Consider the following 20,407-nt stretch of genomic DNA (forward strand, 5'->3'; position numbering starts at 1 on the left):
CTTTTTCTTATGAGTTTCTTACGATAAGAACGTCACACCTGGAATGACGAGTGATAGCTTCAGAGACACTGCCGATCAGCATACGTTCTACCGCATTCAAACCAGTAGCCCCAGAAACAATCAAATCTACATTGTATTTTTTAGCGATATCCTTAGGGATTTTTGCTTTTGGCGACCCGAAATCGATAACCGTAGTGACATTATCTACTCCGGCCTGATTAGCTTCTTGCTTGTAACCGTCTAGGAGTTCTTGTCCGTAAGTTTCCGCTCTGGAAACAATGGTACGGTCATATTGTTCGATTGTAGCAAAAGTACGCGTGTCAATAATATGCGCGATTACTAATTGTGCACTATTTTCGCTAGCTATCTCAATTGCTTTTGTCAGCGCTGCTTTCGCTTCTTCTGATCCATCCACAGCTACGAGTAAATTTTGGTATTTAGGCATTGGTCATCCCTCCTAGGGAAAATTATGTATCAATTACAGTATAACACAGCATGTTTCATTTTGTGAGTACCTTTCATTAGTTGTCTTTATCCTTCAAGAGTAACAATCACACGATTATTTTTACGTATATGCGCTTTCATAGTATGATGAAGGAAAAGGAAATGTAGGGAGGAGAATAATGATGCGCCACGCCATTGTGACAGCCGGGACAAAAGGATTGGGAAGAAAAGCAGCAGAAATGTTGTTAGAGCAGGGGTACACGGTCACTCTCAGTTACAGAAATGATGTTGAGTCAGCCAACCGTATGAAAGCAGATTGGCCAGATGCCCAAGAACGTATCCAGCTGGTGCAGGCTGATGTGACAAAGCAAGCGGATTTGAAAAGTATTGTATCAGCTGCGATGCTCTCCTTTGGTCGTATTGATGTGCTAGTAAATAATGCAGGGCCGTACATATTTACGAGAAAAAAGCTGGTGGATTATTCAGTAGAAGAATGGCATGAAATGATAGATGGTAATTTAACTGCGATGTTTTACTTGCTTCAGGAAGTGATACCGGTCATGAGAGAGCAGACATATGGACGAATTGTGACATATGGGTTTCAAGGAGCCCAAACGGCACCGGCTTGGATATATCGTTCCGCATACGCTGCGGCTAAAACGGGGCTTGTCTCGCTTACGAAAACCGTATCGGTTGAAGAAGCGGAACACGGAATTACTGTTAACATGGTCTGTCCCGGAGTGGTTACGGATGAATTTAAGGAAGCAAATCTCAGCAGGGCACGAAAGCAAAAAGACCCAGAGACGCCGATTGGCCGTCCTGCTACTGGTGAGGACATCGCCCGCACGATTGCTTTTTTATGCGACGAAGACTCCGACATGATCACTGGATCTGTGATTGAAGTAACTGGCGGGATTGATGTTTTACATAAACGCCGTTAGGAAAAATGAACCATTCATATGTATAAAAAAGGTTCGTGACATGCATCTTATTCTATGAGGTGATAAATATGAGATCGCGAGCTTTTTTTTCTATTCTATTAGGTGCCGTAATATTAGTCTCGTTCACTCAAACAGTGACAGCTGAGCCCATCAACAATACGACTATGTTTAAAGCAACAGCAGAAACGGAACAAGGGACATTTCATTGGAAATACGATGCTGGTTTCTTCACATACGAAGAAAATGGAGAATTAACGAACGGGAAACAGGCAGAGCAAAAGGTGGTTGGTCTGTATAACCAAATAAAGCCATATCGTCACGCCTCAAAAGAAGAATTAGCAGCAATGGTTGAAGGAAATATGGCTGCTTCTCTTCAACGCTTAGACGTTAGATGGATGGATGAGTCGGGAAATTTGTATACGTGGTTGTATAAAGGTGATTTTTGACTTTCTGTTAAATCCATTCTTCCTGATGTTTATCTTGCTCTTTAGAAGGAAAATAGCTATAAAGCAAGAAGACTATGTATGAGAGCAGTATTTGTCAGTTGCTGCTGAATGATGGAGTATGAAGACATGAAGGAGGATGCTGATTTATGGAAGTAACATATCATGGACATTCTGTCGTTCACATTAAAACAAATGGAAAAGACATCTTTATCGATCCATTTATCACGGGGAATGGACAGTGTGGTCTGGAAGCATCTGCCGTAAAGGCAGACGTCATTTTATTAACGCATGGACATAACGATCACGTTGGAGATACTGTGGACATCGCAAAACGTAACGGCTCCTTAGTAGTAGCGCCGTTTGAACTGGCGACTTATTTAAGCTGGCAAGGTGTTGATACTCATCCACTTAGTATAGGCGGCGGCTACACTTTTGATTTCGGGCGTGTTAAATTAACACAAGCTTTCCACGGTTCTTCTTACACGGAAGAAGAAAATCAAAAAATTGTATATACGGGCATGCCGTCAGGAATTATCTTTGAAGCTGAGGGGAAAACACTTTATCATATGGGAGACACTGCCCTTTTCTCGGATTTGCAAATGTATGGTAAACAGCATGATATCGATATTTTGTTTGTCCCAATAGGGGATAATTTCACGATGGGACCGGAAGATGCAAAGCAGGCCGTGGATTGGTTGGCACCTCGTTACGTCGTACCTATTCACTACAACACTTTCCCGGCAATTGAACAGGATGGAGATGCTTTTGTCGAATCAATTCGTCCAGTAGAAGGAAAAGCTTTAAAAACGGGGGAATCTATAAACTTAGAATAGAACCGCTATAACAGGATAGTAATGTGTCCAACTGTTCCAATATACCGACATGGTATTTGGAACAGTTTTTTTAACTTTTGACCAGCTGAAGACCCCGTATTGAATCAACCGTTCTTTGCTAGACCAGTAACTGTATTTGATTTATAAAATTGACACGCAATAAAAAGGATGAAAGCTTGCGTTGTCAAAGGGTGAAACGTATAATGAAATATATAACAGATAATGTAATGTAGTGAAACAGTTTTGGGTAATTCCGATCTTGCCTAAGAGGTGAAAAGGGATGGCAACTAAGCACGCACAAATTTTAAGATATATAACAGAGCTGAAAGTTGGGGAAAAAATCTCCGTACGGGGGATTGCAAAAGAACTGGAAGTTAGTGAAGGAACCGCTTACCGTGCTATTAAGGAAGCGGAGAATCAAGGGCTTGTCAGTACAATCGAACGGGTCGGTACGATTCGCATTGAGAAAAAACAGAAAGAAAATATTGAAAAGCTTACATATGCTGAAGTTGTTAATATTGTAGACGGTCAAGTTCTTGGTGGGAGGAATGGCCTTCATAAAACATTAAATCGTTTTGTGATTGGCGCGATGAAGCTGGAAGCGATGATGAGATATGTAGAACCAGGAAATCTCCTTATTGTCGGAAACCGGTATCAAGTACATAAACTAGCCTTAGAAGCAGGATCTGCGGTGCTTATTACCGGGGGATTTGACACAAACGATAACGTCATTGCGCTGGCGGATGAACTGGAACTGCCGGTGATTTCTACCAGTTACGATACATTTACGGTTGCTACTATGATCAATAGGGCGATTTACGACCAATTGATCAAAAAAGAGATTGTATTAGTTAACGACATTTTGATACCACTGCAAGATACGTATTTTTTGACCACGGAAAATGCCGTGGAGAAATGGCATGAGATGAACCGAAGAACAGGTCACAGTAGGTACCCAGTAATTGACAGCAATATGAAGGTACAAGGCATGGTAGCGGCCAAAGATGTACTTGGAGAGCAGATGCAGACTCCCATTGAACGTATTATGACAAAAAAACCCATAACCGTGAATGAACGTACGTCTGTTGCTTCGGTCGCTCACGTTATGGTTTGGGAAGGAATCGAACTGCTTCCTGTCATTGATGATCAGAAACATTTGCTTGGCGTTATCAGCCGGCAGGACGTTCTAAAAGCGTTGCAGATGACACAGAAACAGCCGCACGTCGGTGAAACATTAGATGACCTGGTGACAGGGCGCTTTTATGAAATGGATGAGGAATCGGAGTACAATTACCAATGTGAAGTTGCTCCGCAAATGACGAATTACCTCGGAATGATATCGTATGGTGTTTTAACGACGCTTGTAACGGAAACAGGGAGTCGTTTATTAAGGAAATATAAGCGCGGTGATATCGTAGTAGAAAATATTACTCTCTACTTTATTAAGCCCGTTCAGATTGAAAGCACGATCGATATGAAGGGAAAACTGTTGGAAGTAGGAAGAAAACATGGCAAAGTGGACGTGGAGTTGTACCATGAAGGTGAAATAGTAGGGAAAGCGTTATTAATGGCCCAGCTCCTTGACCGGTAGGATATTTATCCCGAATTAATAGCCGCAAACCCGAATGACTTACGTAACAATCAGTGGTGGATGAAAACCCCCACTGATTGAATTTTTAATTTATGCATTAATGCGCTGCTGTTCAGCTTCTTTTGCTGCATAAGGCAGGTATACTTTATATGCCCTCCAGCCAAGGATAATGTTAGCGAGGCCCAATAAAAGAAAAACCGTGCCTACAATTGAATCAGTGGTTCCGCGAGTCGTGAAAATAAGATTTGCACCGCAAGCAGCAAGAAAAGTCCCAAGACTTATATTGGCCTTCGTCTGTACCCATTTTTTCATAGCTGGCGCTTTGGTGCGGAACGTTTTTATTTTATAAAAGACATACATGGCGAGCGCGATAACCAGAACAATAACTAATGCTTTTATCATTGTTCACTGTAACCTCCAGAGTAAGTATTTGAACTTCATACATTGTACTGCTAACGTGATACAAATAGCAAATTTTAAATAGAAAGGGAGCATGATGATGCAGCGTGACATAATCGAAGCCATCAAAAAGTACGAGACGATATACATATATCGACATGAAAAGCCGGACCCCGATGCCATTGGCTCGCAGACTGGCTTATCCGCTTTAATCGCCCACAACTACCCAGAGAAAAAGGTAGTTCTGAAAGGAGAAGAAGAACCATCCTTAGCATTTTTAACGGATGAAGCAGCTGTTGAACAAAGGGCGGATGATATACATGACAGTCTCGTTATTGTCTGTGATACTGCGAATAGGGAGCGAATAGACGGAGATGGCTGGGATCAAGGAGATCAACTAATAAAGATTGACCACCATCCAGAAGTTGACCAATACGGTACGATAATGTGGGTGGAGCCTGCTGCGAGCTCAACGTGTGAAATGATTATCGACCTCGGGTTGATCGCCCAAAAAGAATATGGTTGGAAGTGGACGCAACATGCAGCTCGACTATTATATGCAGGGATTATAGGGGACACAGGACGGTTCCAGTACCCAAATACCACTCCAAAAACATTGCGGCTGGCAGCAGAAATGTTGGAATATCAGTTCGATACTACTGAATTGTTCACTCTTTTTTATGAAAACAGTGAAGCACTTGTCCGTTTAAAAGGAAAAGTTCTTCAAGAGTTTACATTGACAGATAACGGCGTCGGGATTATGTATTTGACAAAAGACATGCTTTTGGAATATGGGATCAGCGTAAGTGAGTCTGCAGCTTTAATTAATGCATTCTCAAACATACAAGGATTGAAAGCATGGGTGTTTTTCGTGGAAGAAGACAATGGTGGATATCGGGTGAGACTTCGCTCCAAAGGCATAGTGATTAACGAAATAGCTGCCAATCATGGCGGAGGCGGTCATACTCTTGCAGCAGGGGCCAAAGCTGGTGATTTGGAAGAAACAAAAGAAATCATTAGCGAACTGGAAAAAATTTGTGAGGATTCATCTGAATAACGAAAAAGAACTCTGGGCTCCCTCAGCCCAGAGCGTTACTACTGTCTATTCTTTTTTGTTTACCGGGATAAACCACGACCCTTGGTCTGTTTGATCTTCATGTACTTGGATATCATTTTCTGCAAGGAGATTGCGTATCTTCTCAATAAGCTCTGTTGACTCTACGAATACGGAATAACCCGCCTTTACCTTTTCGACTTTTTGGGATATCAACTCGTCAGTAGACTTTCCTGCTACATCCAATTTAGCTGCCTCCTTAAAAAGAGTTTTTGGAATTACTATAGAGATGGGATATCGTAATTTTGTGATTTCTATTATACCGTATTTTATGGGGGACGCGCGAGGAATTGTGTAAAAATTAAAATTTATCCTGTTTCTGGCATAATGATTTTGATGTGCAATTCCAGGTTCGTGTAAATGTACATTTCTTCAATTTTTAACTTCCAGTTGTTGTCATTTATTTTATACGCTTTATTTTCAATGGCTTTTTTTATTAGTTCTTTTCCTTCCACAACGCTTTCAATGTTTTTATTCTTAAGAAATTGCACTTCTTCCTCGGCTTGCTGCTTAAGTTCATATAATGCTAATTCATTAAGGCGACTTTTCTTCTCATTGGTGAAAGAGATCTTTACTTCCTGTATGGTTAACTTTTTTTCGTTCTCTTCATTTCGTTTTTTCTCTTCACTGCGTAAAACTTCAATCTGTTCTTTTTGGTGTTCAATTTGCAAACGCTGTTTATTAATTTGTACAACTAGTTCTTCGTGTACTGCCCCGAATTGAAAGAGAAAAAAAGCCCAACCAATAAGTGAGCCGATCACTAACCCTGCAAAAAAACGTTGCCACCCAGGGCGGCGGTAGTACGGTGGTATTCTCATGGAGATATTTGCTCCTGTGTAATCCATTGAATGATCATAGTGCCGGCATTGGCACCGGCGAGAGCTGCACACATCATTGCAATGGTTTTATAGACATCCGCATGGGTGCCGGTAATAAGACCACGCTCAAGAGAGGTAATGGCATCGAATGTACCGCCGATCGCCGCCACTAACGCCCATATTTTTAAACTGGCAGCCAAATCATGAACCGTTGACAATGGTGGTTTTCCGATAAGAAGGGCCCCCATCCCCCCGATAAGTGAACCTCCAATAATAACGCCGAAAGCTACAAAGAAATCCATTATAAGTGTACCGGCAAAATCACGGCTGATCATGTATTACGCCTCCTTCCCTGCCTTTTAAAACACGGTTCTTTAATACAAATATAAGCTTGGATACAATGTTATATGCTTGTTTTCTCTTACACTGCGTTTCATAATGGGGAAAGAACATTCTCCAATTGTGGTCGAAAAAGCTAATTGTGAATAAAGGAGCAACCAGCTATGGACTTTATACATTTACACATCCATACCGAGTATAGTTTGCTTGACAGCACGGTTCGAATTAACGAGCTGGTAGGTAAGGCAGCCGGGATGGAAATGAGCGCTCTGGCAATCACAGATAAGGATGTGATGTACGGTGTCATACCGTTCTATAAAAAGTGTAAAGAGTCTGGTATAAAGCCGATTATCGGGCTGGAATTATGGGTGAATGGGCTCGAGTCAAAAGGTAGTGCCTATCCTGTTGTACTGCTGGCAAAAAATAATGAAGGATACCAGTCCTTGCTCAAGCTTTCTACATACAAACAATGCAATAATACGATTACACTTGAAGAAGTAGAGAAGGAGCTCAAACATTGTTTTATTATCATGCCGTACGCAGACAGTGAGGCTGCAAGTCTTCTTAGGCATGGAGATACAGAGAAGGCAGCGCGAGTCGTTGAAAATTGGAAACGTGCAGCAGAGAAGCACTCATTATACTTGGAGAGACAACCAGTGAAGGAAGAAGGTACAATTCTTAAAGTCTGGGAAAAAATTGCCGCTCAACATGAGCTGCCATTGGCCGCCGGGAACAATGTCCATATGGTTAACGAAGGGGATAGACATGCTTTATGTGCCTTGCAGGCAATTGCCAAAGGAGTCTCGTTGCAAGAAGTAAAAGACGAGGCTGAGGACACATTCAAGGGAGTGTTTATGGACCCGGCGATAACGAAAGATGTTGAGGAAACCTCCCTCCTGGCAACGAAAGATATAGCCGAACGCTGTAATGTGCATATAAACTTTGAACAGCGGTTTTTGCCAAGATATCCCCTTTCGGAAGGGAAGACTCCAGACAAAACACTACGGGCCTGGTGTGAGGCAGGGGCTGTAAAAAGGTTTGGGCATCTCAGTGAAACAGTGATCAAACGACTTGAGATGGAACTTGCCGTTATTCATCAAATGGGGTTCGATGATTATTTTTTAATCGTTGCTGATTTTGTTAAATTTGCTCGTGAAAGAGGGATGCTGGTCGGTCCGGGAAGAGGATCGGCAGCAGGGTCTCTCGTTGCTTATTTACTAGAGATCACTGATATTGATCCGCTGAAACATCGATTGTTATTTGAGAGATTTTTAAACCCAGAGAGAGTAACGATGCCCGATATTGATATCGATTTTCCGGACTATCGCCGTGACGAGGTAATAGAGTATGTCAGCAAAAAGTACGGACGAAACCGTGTTGCCAGAATCATTACTTTTGGGACATTTGGTGCCAGAGCCGCAGTTCGAGATGCCGGTAGAATTATACAAGCACCTCAAGCCTTAATCGAAAGAATGGCTTCTCTTATTCCTCAGGAACATCATATGACGTTACAGAAAGCGGCCAAAACGAATCCTTCTTTTAAACAATTACTGGATCAAGAGCCGCTTGCTTCTTCTATTTGGAGCATTGCATGTAAAGTAGAAGGGCTTCCCCGGCATACTTCTATCCACGCTGCGGGTGTAGTAATGAGTGCAGAGGAACTCACGAATCATGTCCCCGTAATGAAAAAAAGTGATGAAGTGCTCATGACCCAGTATTCCATGGACATACTAGAAGATATTGGCTTATTAAAAATGGACTTTCTTGGTCTCAAAAATCTAAGCTTATTAGAACGGATTACGCGCTCTATCCGTTTCCAAGAGGGAATAGAAATCGACTTAAGACAGCTGCCGATAGAGGATAAAAAAACGTTTCAGCTGTTGGCGTCCGGAGATACTACAGGAGTATTTCAACTCGAGTCAGAAGGTATGCGCCAAGCATTAAAAGAAATTAAACCAAGTAAATTTGAAGACATTGCTGCTGTTAATGCGCTATACCGCCCGGGACCAATGGAAAATATTCCTTTATATGCCAGACGAAAAGAAGGTGTGGACGACCCCGAATATTATCATGAAAATTTAAAGGAGATTCTGGCTCCTACCTACGGTGTCATCATTTATCAAGAACAGATCATGCAAATTGCGTCCGTCATAGCCGGATATACATACGGGGAAGCGGATCTCTTGCGGCGTGCTATTAGTAAGAAAGTCCGCAGTGTTTTAGAAAAAGAGCGTACGCGTTTTATAGAAAAGGCCGGGCGGATAGGATATCCAACAAAGTTGGCAGCATCCATTTATGATTTAATTGTTCGTTTTGCTGATTATGGCTTTAATCGCTCCCATGCGGTGGCGTACAGTTATATTGCCTATCAACTAGCTTATTTGAAAGCCCATTATCCGGCTTATTTTTATGCTGCCCTGTTAACGATGAACCAAGATGACTCTTTAAAATTAAGTAAATATTTACGGGAGGCCAGGCATCGGAAGATAACAATCCTTCCCCCTTCTATTAATAATAGCCGAGCAGGCTTTTTTGCATACAAATCACAAATTTATTTTGGGATGTCAGCGCTCAAATATGTGAACCGCTATTTAATTGAATCTATACTGGCCGAGAGAGGTCGCAGTCCTTTTCTAGGTTTTATTGATTTTCTGATGAGAGTGGACGCCAATAAATTTGTAAAGGGTATTGAATCTCTTATTAAAGCGGGAGCGTTTGATGAATTAGACGATAATCGAGCGGTTCTTCTTGCTTCGCTTCGGCAGGCGCTGGAGTTTGTTGATTTTCAGAAAGACTTAGGTTCCCTTGTTTCGGGTGGTGATACAAACTTTCGTTATGTACAAACAGAGCCATTTACCAACAGTGAACGTTTTGAAGCAGAAAAAGAGGTTGCGGGTGTTTATTTAACCGGTCATCCTCTTGAAAGATATAACACCGTTCTCTTGCCTTTTCAGCCGGTGACCTTATATGAATCACTTCCAGTTGCTGCTCCATTTTGGGTTGCCGGCATGATCGAAAAACTCACTCCCATTCGAACGAAAAAAGGCCAGGCAATGGCGTTTTTAACGCTTACAGATGGAGAAGGGGAGGCAGAGGTTGTTATTTTCCCTGATGTGTACAGGAACATCCCGCTTCTCAAAGAACAAAGTCCTGTATTAGTCGGCGGCCGCAAAGACAAGAAAAGTGGGAGAAGAGTTTTAGCTGACCATGTGCTACCGCTTGAAGAAGTTTTTCAGCAAGCGAAGCAAACATTGTTTTTGAAAATTGAAGCCCTTTACGATCGAAAAAAACGTGTGAATCATGTTAAGCAGATACTAAGGAGATACCCTGGGAGTACCCGTGTCGTTTTGTATGATGAAAAAGAACGTAAAACATTTGAATTATCAGATCAATTCAGGGTGTTTACTTCTAATTCGTGCCTGAGACAATTAAAGGATGTTTTATCAGAGGAATCAGTAGTCTTAAAGAATAATGGGTGAACAAGTGAATTTCATCTGTTATAATAAGATATGTTTTAAGTTGAAACAGTTAAGATAATAGAGACGTGGAATGATCTTATTTTTTAGTCATTTTTGACATTATTGGTGAAGGAGTGGGGTTTTGTGGCAACATTGAAAGAGGAAGCTTTACGGATGCATCAGGAGAACCAAGGGAAACTTGAGTCTAAATCAAAGGTTCCTGTAAGAAATTCACACGATTTAAGTTTGGCGTACTCGCCTGGTGTGGCTGAACCGTGTAAGGCAATATCTGATAATAAGGAAGAAGTATTCACATACACAATGAAGGGAAATATGGTAGCTGTTGTCTCTAACGGTACGGCTGTTTTAGGACTTGGAGATATTGGTCCCGAAGCATCGCTTCCTGTAATGGAAGGAAAAGCAGTGTTGTTTAAGTCGTTTGCAGGAGTAGATGCATTCCCTATTTGCTTAGATACGAAAGACATTGAGCAATTTGTTTCAACAGTAAAAACTATGCAGCCGTCTTTTGGCGGAATCAATTTAGAGGATATTGCAGCACCTGACTGCTTTATTATCGAAGAACGGTTAAAAAAAGAATTAAGTATACCGGTATTCCATGATGACCAGCATGGTACAGCCATCGTGACGGCAGCAGGACTTATTAATGCTCTTAAATTAAATAAGAAATCTTTATCTGAAATAAAAGTGGTAGTAAATGGTGCGGGATCTGCTGGCATTGCCGTTCTCAAGCTATTGTTAGAATTGGGAGTTGATGATGTCATTTTATGTGATTCAAAAGGGGCAATATATGAAGGACGTACCCATGGCATGAATGACATGAAAGAAGTCGTCGCTAAGCTGACAAATAAAGATAGAGCGGAAGGAAAGCTGTCAGATGTTATCGTTGATAGAGATGTCTTCATTGGAGTTTCTGCAGCGGGAGCCCTTACGAACGAAATGGTACAATCAATGAATGACGATCCAATTATTTTTGCAATGGCTAATCCTGATCCGGAAATAATACCCGAAGAGGCTAAAGAAGCAGGTGCTATGGTTATCGGGACTGGCCGTTCTGATTTTCCTAACCAGGTGAACAATGTTCTTGCTTTCCCAGGAATATTTCGAGGAGCATTGGACGTTTCTGCTACCGACATAAATGAAGAAATGAAAAAAGCGGCAGTTTACGCTATTGCTGATCTTATAGCGGAAGAAGAATTGACTCCTGATTATGTTATACCAGCTCCGTTTGATAGTAGAGTGGCGCCGGCAGTTGCAGCTGCTGTCGCAAAAACCGCTATGGAGACAGGGGTTGCCCGCAAACAAGTAGACCCTGAGCAAATAGCCGATAAAGTACGTCGACTTGCGATTATTGAATAAAAAATCGTAATCGATAGACTGCAACATGATTAGATAGCAAGCGATCGTCCTAAAAACGGTCGCTTCTCTTGTCATGAACAAAGGGTATCTCGTAAAAGAGGGTGTGTTTTTGTGTTAAAAGATTTTTTTAATAAAAAAAAGAAATATGCCACGATCTCTTCTGAACGTCAGCAGTCGAGTAAAAGCGAAGGTGTCATGACGAAATGTCCGTCTTGTAAAACAATTTTATATGCAAAAGAATTAAAGAAACAATTGATGGTGTGCAGCAGTTGCGGGCACCACATGAATATGACTGCTTACGAGCGAATTGATTCACTGTGTGAAGACAAAACGTTTGTTGAATATGACACTGAAGTTATTGCTCATGATCCGCTGAACTTTCCAGAATATGAGAGCAAACTTGCGAAGGACAGGGAGAAAACAAATCTAAAGGAAGCGGTAATCACCGGGGAAGGCGTAATAGAAGGTTGTCCGGCGGTTATCGGTGTAATGGATGCAAGATTTCGAATGGGCAGCCTGGGAACAGCAGCAGGTGAAAAAATAGCGCGGGCAATTGAAAAAGCGATAGACAAGGAGTATCCGTTTATTATGTTCTCTGCTTCCGGTGGGGCGCGCATGCAAGAAGGCGTACTAAGCTTGATGCAAATGGCAAAAACGAGCGCGGCTTTAAAGAAACTTGATGACGCCGGCCACTTATATATATCGGTGATGACACATCCAACCACAGGAGGAGTGTCAGCTAGTTTTGCCTCACTAGGGGATTTTAACCTGGCCGAACCTGGTGCTTTGATTGGTTTCGCGGGAAGGCGAATTATTGAACAAACGATTCGTCAAGAACTTCCGGATGATTTTCAAACTGCTGAGTTTCTATTGAAGCACGGACAGATAGATCGAGTCGTACCACGATCAGAGCTGAAAGAAACGATAGCCGCCATTCTTGATATACATGGCTACAAAAAGGGGTGACAGCTATGCAACGGTATTTACCATTCGAAAAGCCAGTGATGGAGCTTCATGATAAAATCGCTGAACTAAAACGATTTGCATCTGAAAAAGAGCTTGACTTAGATGGGGAGATTAGTAAGTTAGAGGCACGTTTGTCTCAGTTGGAGAATGATATCTATGCGAACTTAACTCCGTGGCAGCGTGTACAAATAGCAAGGCACAGTGAACGCCCGACCACTCTTGATTATATCGGCTGCCTTTTCACGGACTTCATCGAACTACATGGTGATCGCCTGTACGGAGACGATGCGGCCATCGTGAGCGGCATCGCAAAATACAAAGGGAAACCGGTCACTGTCATTGGCCATCAACGAGGGAAGGATACAAAAGAAAATATTAAACGTAATTTTGGGATGCCTCATCCTGAGGGGTATCGAAAGGCACTGAGACTCATGAAACAAGCTGAGAAATTTTCTCGTCCCGTTATTTGTTTCATTGATACAAAAGGCGCGTACCCTGGTAAAGCAGCTGAAGAACGTGGGCAAAGTGAGGCAATTGCACGAAATTTACTTGAAATGGCGGGACTAAATGTACCAATCATCAGCATCGTTATTGGTGAAGGCGGAAGCGGTGGTGCACTAGCACTAGGATTAGGCAACCACATTCATATGCTTGAATACTCCACCTATTCGGTTATTTCCCCTGAGGGGGCAGCTGCTCTTTTGTGGAAAGATGCCAGTTTTGCAAAGCAGGCCGCAGAAACAATGCGTATCACAGCTCCTGACCTAAAAGAGCTGGGAGTAATCGATGAAATTATTAAAGAAGCACGAGGTGGAGCCCATAAAGATGTGAAGCAGCAAGCGCACCTCATTGATGAAGTGCTGGAACGATCACTGGACACATTACAGAAGCGTACAAGTGCTGAATTAAAAGATGAGCGCTATGAGAAATTCAAGCAGATTGGCAGCAGATCTGCTTCTGAAATAAGTGGAGAGATAAATGAGGTTACGTAATGCTTTCTGGGTGACGGAGAGCATTTTTTCTTTATGAGGTTCAGGGGGGGACAATTGACGTGAAGAAAATTGGTGTTCTGACAAGTGGCGGCGATTCACCTGGCATGAACGCGGCTATTCGTGCAGTTGTCAGAAAAGCAATATACCATGGAATTGAAATATGTGGAGTGAAGTATGGGTTTAGCGGGCTCGTAAATAATGAGATACATCAAATGACGATCGGAGATGTCGGTGATATTATTCATCGGGGCGGCACTATGCTTTACACGGCACGTTGTGAAGAATTCAAAACAGCAGACGGAAGAAATGCGAGCCTGGCTCACCTGGAACAGCACGGGATAGAGGGGCTTGTCGTAATCGGCGGAGACGGCTCTTTTCGCGGCGCAGAAAGACTTGCTGCGCTTCATTTCCCGGTTGTCGGAGTTCCGAGCACTATTGACAACGACATTCCTGGTACCGACTATACGATCGGATTTGACACCGCGTTGAATACAGTCATCCAGGCTATTGATAAAATCCGTGACACCGCAACATCCCATGAACGAACGTACGTAGTAGAAGTGATGGGAAGGAAAGCTGGTGATATTGCGTTATGGTCTGGATTGGCAGATGGTGCTGAAACGATTATTCTTCCAGAGGAACCATACAACATGGAGGAGGTCATCGAACGATTACAAAGGGGATACAAGCGTGGCAAGAAGCACAGCATTATCGTTGTCGCAGAGGGTGTGGGGAGCGGCGTGGAATTGGCGCAGACCATTGAAAAGGCTGTTCAATTAGAAACGCGTGTAACAGTTTTGGGGCACATTCAGAGGGGAGGTTCTCCTAGTGCTTTTGACCGTGTGCTCGCAAGCAGGCTGGGCGCTGGGGCGGTAGAGTTATTAATCAACGGAGAATCTGGAAAGATGCTAGGGGTGCAACATAATACTATTGTCCACAAAGCAATTGCTGATGGTCTAATAGAGCAACGACCCTTTAACAAAGACATGTATCAGTTATCTCAGGAATTATCCATTTAAATAGCGGGTATAGAAACATATGATACAATGGAAAATAATACTTAGCAAAATGGAGAAAAAGAGTAGGGGGATATCATGAGGAAAACAAAAATCGTTTGCACAATAGGACCGGCAAGCGAATCACCCGAGAAGCTACGGCAGCTGATGGACTCAGGGATGAACGTAGCCCGTCTTAACTTTTCACATGGAACACATGAAGAGCATCAAAGCCGTATCCAATTGATCCGTGATATTGCGAAAGAAGCGGATAAAAATATCGGTATATTGTTGGATACACGAGGACCGGAAATCCGCACGCACAATATGACAGATGGTGCTGTTCAACTTGTAAAGGGCCAGGAATTACTTGTGGCTACTGAAGAGGTAGAAGGAACATCGGAAAAAATCTCTGTTACGTATGAAAATCTTGCTAATGACATAGAACCTGGAAAGGTAATTCTTTTAGATGATGGTTTAATAGAGCTTGAAGTAATGGAAGTGGCAAGCGATGTTATTCGAACAAAAGTTTTGAATAGCGGGGAGCTGAAAAACCGAAAAGGGGTTAATGTGCCCAATGTAAAGTTAAACCTGCCTGGTATCACGGAAAAGGATGCGGAAGACATCGAGTTTGGCATTGAAAATGACGTTGATTTCATTGCGGCATCTTTTGTCAGACGTCCTTCTGATGTTTTGGAAATACGTGAAATCCTTGAAAGGCATGGAGCTGAGGATATTCATATCATCCCCAAGATTGAAAATCAAGAAGGTATTGATAACATTGATGCCATTCTGGAGGTTTCGGATGGACTGATGGTCGCCCGTGGCGATCTCGGGGTTGAAATACCTCCTGCTGAAGTGCCTCTTGCCCAAAAAGAGTTGATAAAAAAGTGCAATTCGCGAGCAAAACCAGTCATAACAGCTACGCAAATGCTTGACTCCATGCAGAGAAATCCGCGGCCGACGAGAGCAGAGGCGAGCGACGTTGCCAATGCCATTTTTGATGGAACGGATGCCGTTATGTTATCTGGAGAGACGGCAGCTGGTGATTACCCTGTTGAATCGGTAAAGACCATGCATGATATTGCAGTGAAAACGGAAACGGCTTTGAAATATGAAACAATTTTGGAACAGCGTACGAAAGAAAGTCGGAAGTCCATTACAAATTCAATAAGCCAATCTGTATCACACACGGCTTTTCATCTTGGAGCAGCCGCTATTTTAACAGGCACAGAGAGTGGCTACACAGCAAAAGTTGTCTCGAAGTATCGTCCCGAATCACCAATCATAGCTGTTACGAACAGTGAAAAAGTATTGCGGAGACTGGCACTTGTCTGGGGTGTGACACCGCTCTTAGGAACGGCTGCTAAAAGTACGGACGAGATGCTTGACAGCACAGTGAGAGCTTCGTTAAAAGCGGGTCTCGTCAAACATGGAGACTTAGTTATCATTACTGCCGGGGTGCCGGTAGGTGAGAGCGGGACTACCAATATCATGAAAGTCCATGTGATTGGAGAAATCATCGGAAAAGGACAGGGCATCGGCAGACAAACAGCGTTAGGGAAAGTTGTCATTGCCCGATCGGCATCAGAAGCAAATGAAAAGGTAACAGAAGGCGATATACTCGTCGCATTTAGTACCGATAAAGATATGATATCTGCTTTTGAAAAAGCAGCTGCCGTGATTACAGAAGAAGGCGGGCTTACCTCACATGCTGCGGTAGTCGGGCTGAATCTGGGGATTCCCGTTATTGTCGGCGTTAGGAATGCGATGGACATACTGACGGAAGGTGAGGAAGTAACGGTAGATGCTGCAAGAGGGGATATCTATAAAGGGCACGCGAGTGTGTTGTGAAAATAGGTAGTATAGGTAATAAGCTGCTTCACCGTCACGGGGAACAGCTTTTTCCCGTTTGCGAATAATAGTAGAGCAACTCATGACTATTCACTCAGCTGGTTTGCTCATTTGGAAGGAGAAACTTAATGGGAAAGTGGCTCGTTTTATTATTAATCATTGTCCCAGCGTTAGAGATAGCAGTGCTGGTGCTTTCCGGAAATGTGCTCGGGATATGGCCTACCCTGTTATTAATCATTTTAACCGGTGTCTTAGGTGCTTGGCTTGCAAGAAAAGAGGGGATACAAGTAATCCGTACCGCCCAATTGAAAATGCAGAACGGGGAAGTCCCAAGCGGCCTGATTTTAGACGGTATCTGCATCCTGGCGGGAGGTATCGTTCTGCTAACTCCCGGTTTTATCACAGATACACTCGGTTTTCTTCTGCTTATACCTTATACGAGAAGTTCAGGTAAGGCACTGCTCAGCCGTTTATTCTCACATTATCTATCCACGGGGAGATTCATCTTTATAAGAAGGAGATAAGGGCATCCGTTGTTGCATGACAGAATCTGGCTTCTTATGGTAGGATGAGTATAAAGTCTATGAGGAAGGATGGAACGTCGAATTGTTCTCGCAGGCAACTGTTTTTATGCTGATTTTGCTTGCGATCGCCTTCGTTGGTAAGAATCAATCGTTAATAATAGCTGTCTTGGCTCTTTTTATCATTAAATGGACGGGGCTGGGGGACAAAGTGTTTCCGTTTATGCAGTCGAAAGGTATTATGATCGCGGTCACCATTCTGACAGCATCTGTGTTAGTGCCTATTGTAACAGGAGAAATTGGATTCCCACAGCTTAGAGAGGCTATGAAATCTTACTACGCATGGATCGCGCTTGCATCAGGTATACTAGTAGCATTAATTGCAAAAGGCGGGGTAGAACTTTTACAAAACGACCCGCATATCACCGCAGCTCTTGTTATCGGGACAATACTGGCGGTTGCTTTTTTTAACGGTGTAGCGGTCGGCCCTTTAATTGGTGCAGGCATTGCCTTTGCTGTAATGAAAGCGGTTGAATTTTTTTCAGCATCTGGTGGTTGAGGCGATGCGGCGCAGTCAAATTTTTAACGGATGCAAGACAAGGGTCATCTTTTGTCTATATCGCCGTTCACAAAACTGTTAAAAATGTATATAATGAGATAGGATTCACATCACCTTCCTACATAGCTTACTTTAAAGGGAACACATACGCGTAACCAGCATCGGCGATTTAGTGTGCCTGTAACAGACTGAGCGTTCTAGTGGAAGCCGTAACGCCTTCTGAAGGTTGACGGCAGCACGTGGGGAAGTGAAGGGGTATACGATTAACTTAATTTCTGGTAAAGGAGAGATTGGTATGAGCACAACTCGTGGTCTGGAGGGTGTAGTGGCTACGACTTCCAGTGTTAGCTCAATTATTGATGACGTATTAACCTACCAAGGTTACAACATCGATGACTTAGCCGACAATGCGTCTTTTGAGGAAGTTATTTATCTGCTGTGGAATGGCCGCTTACCAAAAAGAAGTGAACTTGATGAACTAACGAAAGATTTAGCTGCAAACATGGAAGTTCCGAAAGAAGTATTTGATTACATGAAAGCATATCCAATTAAAGAAGTTCATCCGATGGCCGCTTTGCGCACGGCTGTATCTCAACTTGCTCTTTATGATGAGGAAGCAGACGAAATGAATGAGGAGGCGAATAAGCGTAAGGCTGTGCGTCTTCAGGCGAAAGTTCCGACAATTGTCACTGGTTTCAGCCGTATTCGAGAAGGGAAGGAACCGATAGCACCTAAGAAAGACCTGAGTTTTGCAGCAAACTTCTTGTACATGCTTAATGGGGAAAACCCGGATGAGACATCTATCACTGCTTTTAACAAAGCACTAGTCCTGCACGCGGATCATGAGTTGAATGCTTCTACGTTTACGGCACGTGTCTGTGTTGCTACACTCTCTGATGTATATTCTGGCATTACTGCTGCAATTGGTGCTCTAAAAGGTCCTCTGCATGGAGGAGCCAATGAACGAGTGATGGCAATGTTGACAGAAATTGGGGAAGTGGAGAACGTTGAGCCGTATATTCGAAAAGCACTTGATAACAAAGAAAAGATTATGGGATTCGGCCATCGTGTATATAAAAAAGGTGACCCGCGCGCCAAGCACTTGCGTGAAATGTCCCGCAAGCTTACGGCGATAACAGGGGAATCTAAGTGGTATGAGATGTCCATCAAAGCAGAGGAAATGGTCGTTAGCGAGAAAGGGCTTCCACCTAATGTTGATTTCTACTCTGCCTCTGTTTATCACAGTCTCGGCATTGACCATGATCTCTTCACTCCAATTTTTGCAACTAGCCGTGTTTCTGGATGGCTTGCTCACATTCTGGAACAGTACAGTGATAATCGCCTAATTCGCCCGCGTGCAGAATACGTCGGTCCAGAGAAGCAGCAGTATATTCCTATTGATGAGAGGTAATGTTGCTGTTACCGTTTTTGAGTTTGCGTAATTACACACTATCAGGAGGTATACGAAATGGCTAATGGAAATAAAATCACTACTAATAATGGAGCACTAAACGTACCAGACGAACCAATTATTCCTTTTATTGAAGGAGATGGAATTGGTCCGGATATTTGGGCAGCCTCAAGCCGAGTTTTAGATGCTGCTGTGGAAAAAGCATATGACGGAAAGAAAAAGATTCACTGGAAAGAAATTTTAGTCGGGGAAAAAGCATATAATGAAACAGGGGAATGGCTTCCTGAGGAATCCCTTGATACAATTCGTGAATACTTAATTGCAATTAAAGGACCTTTGACAACTCCTATAGGAGGAGGAATTCGCTCTTTGAACGTAGCACTGCGCCAAAAACTTGATTTGTTCACGTGCCTGCGTCCTGTCCGCCATTTTACTGGTGTACCTTCGCCAGTTAAACGTCCAGAAGACGTTGACATGGTTATTTTCCGAGAAAATACGGAGGATATATACGCAGGTATTGAATACCAAGAAGGCACAGAAGAAGCGAAAAAGGTAGTAGACTTCTTGCAAAATGAAATGGGCGCTACAAATATTCGTTTCCCTGAAACGTCAGGAATCGGTATTAAGCCTGTATCAAAAGAAGGAACGGAGCGACTTGTTCGTGCAGCAATCGAATATGCACTACAAGAAGGCCGTAAGAGTGTGACACTCGTTCACAAAGGAAATATTATGAAGTTCACAGAAGGTGCTTTCAAAGCATGGGGATACGAGCTCGCTGAACGGGAATACGGTGATAAGGTATTTACATGGAACGAGTATGATGAAATTGTAGAGAAAGAAGGAAGAGATGCAGCCAATGCTGCACAGCAGAAGGCTGAAGATGCAGGTAAAATTATCGTCAAGGATGCAATTGCAGATATTTTCCTTCAGCAAATTCTCACTCGTCCAAAAGAATTTGAAGTAGTAGCTACGATGAACTTAAACGGAGACTATATTTCAGACGCCCTTGCTGCACAAGTTGGTGGAATTGGAATTGCTCCGGGTGCGAACATTAACTACGAAACAGGTCATGCCATTTTTGAAGCAACACACGGAACAGCTCCTAAATATGCAGGACTTGATAAAGTGAACCCTTCCTCTGTCATTTTGTCTGGAGAGTTAATGCTGCGCCATCTCGGGTGGAATGAAGCAGCTGACCTCGTAATCCGTTCAATGGATAATACCATCGGAAGTAAAGTAGTCACCTATGACTTTGCTCGCTTAATGGAAGGCGCAACAGAAGTGAAATGTTCTGAATTCGGAGATGAACTCATTAAAAACATGTAACCCTAATGAGGAGGCTATAAAAG

General features: G+C 42.9%; 20 protein-coding genes. 15 read left to right on the plus strand and 5 right to left on the minus strand.

Features of this window, described 5'->3' with window-relative positions; all coding sequences use genetic code 11:
• Positions 1-7 precede the first annotated feature (7 nt).
• On the minus strand, positions 8-445 hold the full coding sequence (locus LOR49_RS02935) for a universal stress protein (RefSeq protein WP_240374613.1): 438 nt from the start codon (positions 443-445) through the stop codon (positions 8-10).
• A gap of 181 nt (positions 446-626) precedes the next feature.
• On the opposite strand from LOR49_RS02935, the gene LOR49_RS02940 reads away from it, so the two are divergent.
• From LOR49_RS02940 to LOR49_RS02955, 4 genes are all read left to right on the plus strand, one after another.
• Complete coding sequence (locus tag LOR49_RS02940) at positions 627-1,385, plus strand: SDR family oxidoreductase (RefSeq protein ID WP_240374981.1); 759 nt, start codon at positions 627-629, stop codon at positions 1,383-1,385.
• Between the two features lie 68 nt (positions 1,386-1,453).
• Entirely contained in the window at positions 1,454-1,831 is a 378-nt protein-coding gene (locus LOR49_RS02945; RefSeq protein ID WP_240374614.1) for a hypothetical protein, read from the plus strand.
• A gap of 146 nt (positions 1,832-1,977) precedes the next feature.
• Entirely contained in the window at positions 1,978-2,664 is a 687-nt protein-coding gene (locus LOR49_RS02950; protein WP_240374615.1) for a metal-dependent hydrolase, read from the plus strand.
• A gap of 280 nt (positions 2,665-2,944) precedes the next feature.
• Positions 2,945-4,255, plus strand: a complete 1,311-nt coding sequence (locus LOR49_RS02955) for a CBS domain-containing protein (RefSeq protein WP_240374616.1) — start codon at positions 2,945-2,947, stop codon at positions 4,253-4,255.
• Between the two features lie 90 nt (positions 4,256-4,345).
• On the opposite strand, the gene LOR49_RS02960 is transcribed toward LOR49_RS02955, so the two are convergent.
• On the minus strand, positions 4,346-4,657 hold the full coding sequence (locus LOR49_RS02960) for a YtpI family protein (RefSeq protein ID WP_240374617.1): 312 nt from the start codon (positions 4,655-4,657) through the stop codon (positions 4,346-4,348).
• 97 nt (positions 4,658-4,754) lie between these two features.
• Between LOR49_RS02960 and LOR49_RS02965 the strand changes: the two genes are divergently transcribed.
• Positions 4,755-5,711, plus strand: coding sequence for a DHH family phosphoesterase (locus tag LOR49_RS02965; protein WP_240374618.1), 957 nt, complete (start codon positions 4,755-4,757; stop codon positions 5,709-5,711).
• 45 nt (positions 5,712-5,756) lie between these two features.
• On the opposite strand, the gene LOR49_RS02970 is transcribed toward LOR49_RS02965, so the two are convergent.
• From LOR49_RS02970 to LOR49_RS02980, 3 genes are all read right to left on the minus strand, one after another.
• A complete protein-coding gene (locus LOR49_RS02970) occupies positions 5,757-5,954 on the minus strand; it encodes a YtzJ family protein (RefSeq protein ID WP_240374619.1) in 198 nt (65 codons plus the stop codon).
• A gap of 122 nt (positions 5,955-6,076) precedes the next feature.
• Positions 6,077-6,586 (minus strand): sporulation membrane protein YtrI, encoded by a 510-nt coding sequence (ytrI, locus tag LOR49_RS02975; protein ID WP_240374620.1) that lies wholly within the window; start codon positions 6,584-6,586, stop codon positions 6,077-6,079.
• Entirely contained in the window at positions 6,583-6,921 is a 339-nt protein-coding gene (locus LOR49_RS02980) for a YtrH family sporulation protein (protein WP_240374621.1), read from the minus strand. Before LOR49_RS02980 ends, ytrI begins: the two co-directional genes overlap by 4 nt.
• 168 nt (positions 6,922-7,089) lie before the next feature.
• Here LOR49_RS02980 and dnaE point away from each other — a divergent pair, with 168 nt between their 5' ends.
• The 10 genes from dnaE (at position 7,090) to icd (ending at position 20,384) form a co-directional block, all read left to right on the plus strand.
• Positions 7,090-10,404: a DNA polymerase III subunit alpha gene (gene dnaE / locus LOR49_RS02985; protein ID WP_240374622.1), complete on the plus strand. Its 3,315-nt coding sequence runs from the start codon at positions 7,090-7,092 to the stop codon at positions 10,402-10,404.
• 153 nt (positions 10,405-10,557) lie between these two features.
• On the plus strand, positions 10,558-11,760 hold the full coding sequence (ystJ, locus tag LOR49_RS02990; RefSeq protein WP_240374982.1) for an NADP-dependent malic enzyme: 1,203 nt from the start codon (positions 10,558-10,560) through the stop codon (positions 11,758-11,760).
• A gap of 111 nt (positions 11,761-11,871) precedes the next feature.
• Entirely contained in the window at positions 11,872-12,726 is an 855-nt protein-coding gene (gene accD, locus LOR49_RS02995) for an acetyl-CoA carboxylase, carboxyltransferase subunit beta (RefSeq protein WP_240374623.1), read from the plus strand.
• A gap of 5 nt (positions 12,727-12,731) precedes the next feature.
• Positions 12,732-13,718, plus strand: a complete 987-nt coding sequence (accA, locus tag LOR49_RS03000) for an acetyl-CoA carboxylase carboxyl transferase subunit alpha (protein ID WP_240374624.1) — start codon at positions 12,732-12,734, stop codon at positions 13,716-13,718.
• A 59-nt stretch (positions 13,719-13,777) separates the two neighbouring features.
• A complete protein-coding gene (gene pfkA / locus LOR49_RS03005; protein ID WP_240374625.1) occupies positions 13,778-14,737 on the plus strand; it encodes a 6-phosphofructokinase in 960 nt (319 codons plus the stop codon).
• Between the two features lie 75 nt (positions 14,738-14,812).
• Entirely contained in the window at positions 14,813-16,567 is a 1,755-nt protein-coding gene (gene pyk / locus LOR49_RS03010; protein WP_240374626.1) for a pyruvate kinase, read from the plus strand.
• A 128-nt stretch (positions 16,568-16,695) separates the two neighbouring features.
• Entirely contained in the window at positions 16,696-17,091 is a 396-nt protein-coding gene (locus LOR49_RS03015) for an FxsA family protein (protein ID WP_240374627.1), read from the plus strand.
• Between the two features lie 82 nt (positions 17,092-17,173).
• Positions 17,174-17,647 (plus strand): DUF441 domain-containing protein, encoded by a 474-nt coding sequence (locus LOR49_RS03020; protein ID WP_240374628.1) that lies wholly within the window; start codon positions 17,174-17,176, stop codon positions 17,645-17,647.
• A 295-nt stretch (positions 17,648-17,942) separates the two neighbouring features.
• Positions 17,943-19,058: a citrate synthase gene (gene citZ / locus LOR49_RS03025; RefSeq protein WP_240374629.1), complete on the plus strand. Its 1,116-nt coding sequence runs from the start codon at positions 17,943-17,945 to the stop codon at positions 19,056-19,058.
• Between the two features lie 30 nt (positions 19,059-19,088).
• The gene (gene icd, locus LOR49_RS03030; RefSeq protein WP_338021124.1) at positions 19,089-20,384 is read left to right on the plus strand and encodes an NADP-dependent isocitrate dehydrogenase; all 1,296 of its coding nucleotides are present in this window, start codon (positions 19,089-19,091) and stop codon (positions 20,382-20,384) included.
• Positions 20,385-20,407: the final 23 nt, after the last annotated feature.

The sequence above is a fragment of the Bacillus piscicola genome, from assembly GCF_022458745.1.
Classification (GTDB): Bacteria; Bacillota; Bacilli; order Bacillales; family Marinococcaceae; genus Alteribacillus_A; species Alteribacillus_A piscicola.

What these genes read in the sequence shown, in the direction of transcription:
- LOR49_RS02935 (WP_240374613.1), bottom strand. Translation starts at nt 445, where the DNA reads ATGCCTAAATACCAAAATTTACTCGTAGCTGTGGATGGATCAGAAGAA.
- LOR49_RS02940 (WP_240374981.1), top strand. Translation starts at nt 627, where the DNA reads ATGCGCCACGCCATTGTGACAGCCGGGACAAAAGGATTGGGAAGAAAA.
- LOR49_RS02945 (WP_240374614.1), top strand. Translation starts at nt 1,454, where the DNA reads ATGAGATCGCGAGCTTTTTTTTCTATTCTATTAGGTGCCGTAATATTA.
- LOR49_RS02950 (WP_240374615.1), top strand. Translation starts at nt 1,978, where the DNA reads ATGGAAGTAACATATCATGGACATTCTGTCGTTCACATTAAAACAAAT.
- LOR49_RS02955 (WP_240374616.1), top strand. Translation starts at nt 2,945, where the DNA reads ATGGCAACTAAGCACGCACAAATTTTAAGATATATAACAGAGCTGAAA.
- LOR49_RS02960 (WP_240374617.1), bottom strand. Translation starts at nt 4,657, where the DNA reads ATGATAAAAGCATTAGTTATTGTTCTGGTTATCGCGCTCGCCATGTAT.
- LOR49_RS02965 (WP_240374618.1), top strand. Translation starts at nt 4,755, where the DNA reads ATGCAGCGTGACATAATCGAAGCCATCAAAAAGTACGAGACGATATAC.
- ytrI (WP_240374620.1), bottom strand. Translation starts at nt 6,586, where the DNA reads ATGAGAATACCACCGTACTACCGCCGCCCTGGGTGGCAACGTTTTTTT.
- LOR49_RS02980 (WP_240374621.1), bottom strand. Translation starts at nt 6,921, where the DNA reads ATGATCAGCCGTGATTTTGCCGGTACACTTATAATGGATTTCTTTGTA.
- dnaE (WP_240374622.1), top strand. Translation starts at nt 7,090, where the DNA reads ATGGACTTTATACATTTACACATCCATACCGAGTATAGTTTGCTTGAC.
- ystJ (WP_240374982.1), top strand. Translation starts at nt 10,558, where the DNA reads ATGCATCAGGAGAACCAAGGGAAACTTGAGTCTAAATCAAAGGTTCCT.
- accA (WP_240374624.1), top strand. Translation starts at nt 12,732, where the DNA reads ATGCAACGGTATTTACCATTCGAAAAGCCAGTGATGGAGCTTCATGAT.
- pyk (WP_240374626.1), top strand. Translation starts at nt 14,813, where the DNA reads ATGAGGAAAACAAAAATCGTTTGCACAATAGGACCGGCAAGCGAATCA.
- LOR49_RS03015 (WP_240374627.1), top strand. Translation starts at nt 16,696, where the DNA reads ATGGGAAAGTGGCTCGTTTTATTATTAATCATTGTCCCAGCGTTAGAG.
- citZ (WP_240374629.1), top strand. Translation starts at nt 17,943, where the DNA reads ATGAGCACAACTCGTGGTCTGGAGGGTGTAGTGGCTACGACTTCCAGT.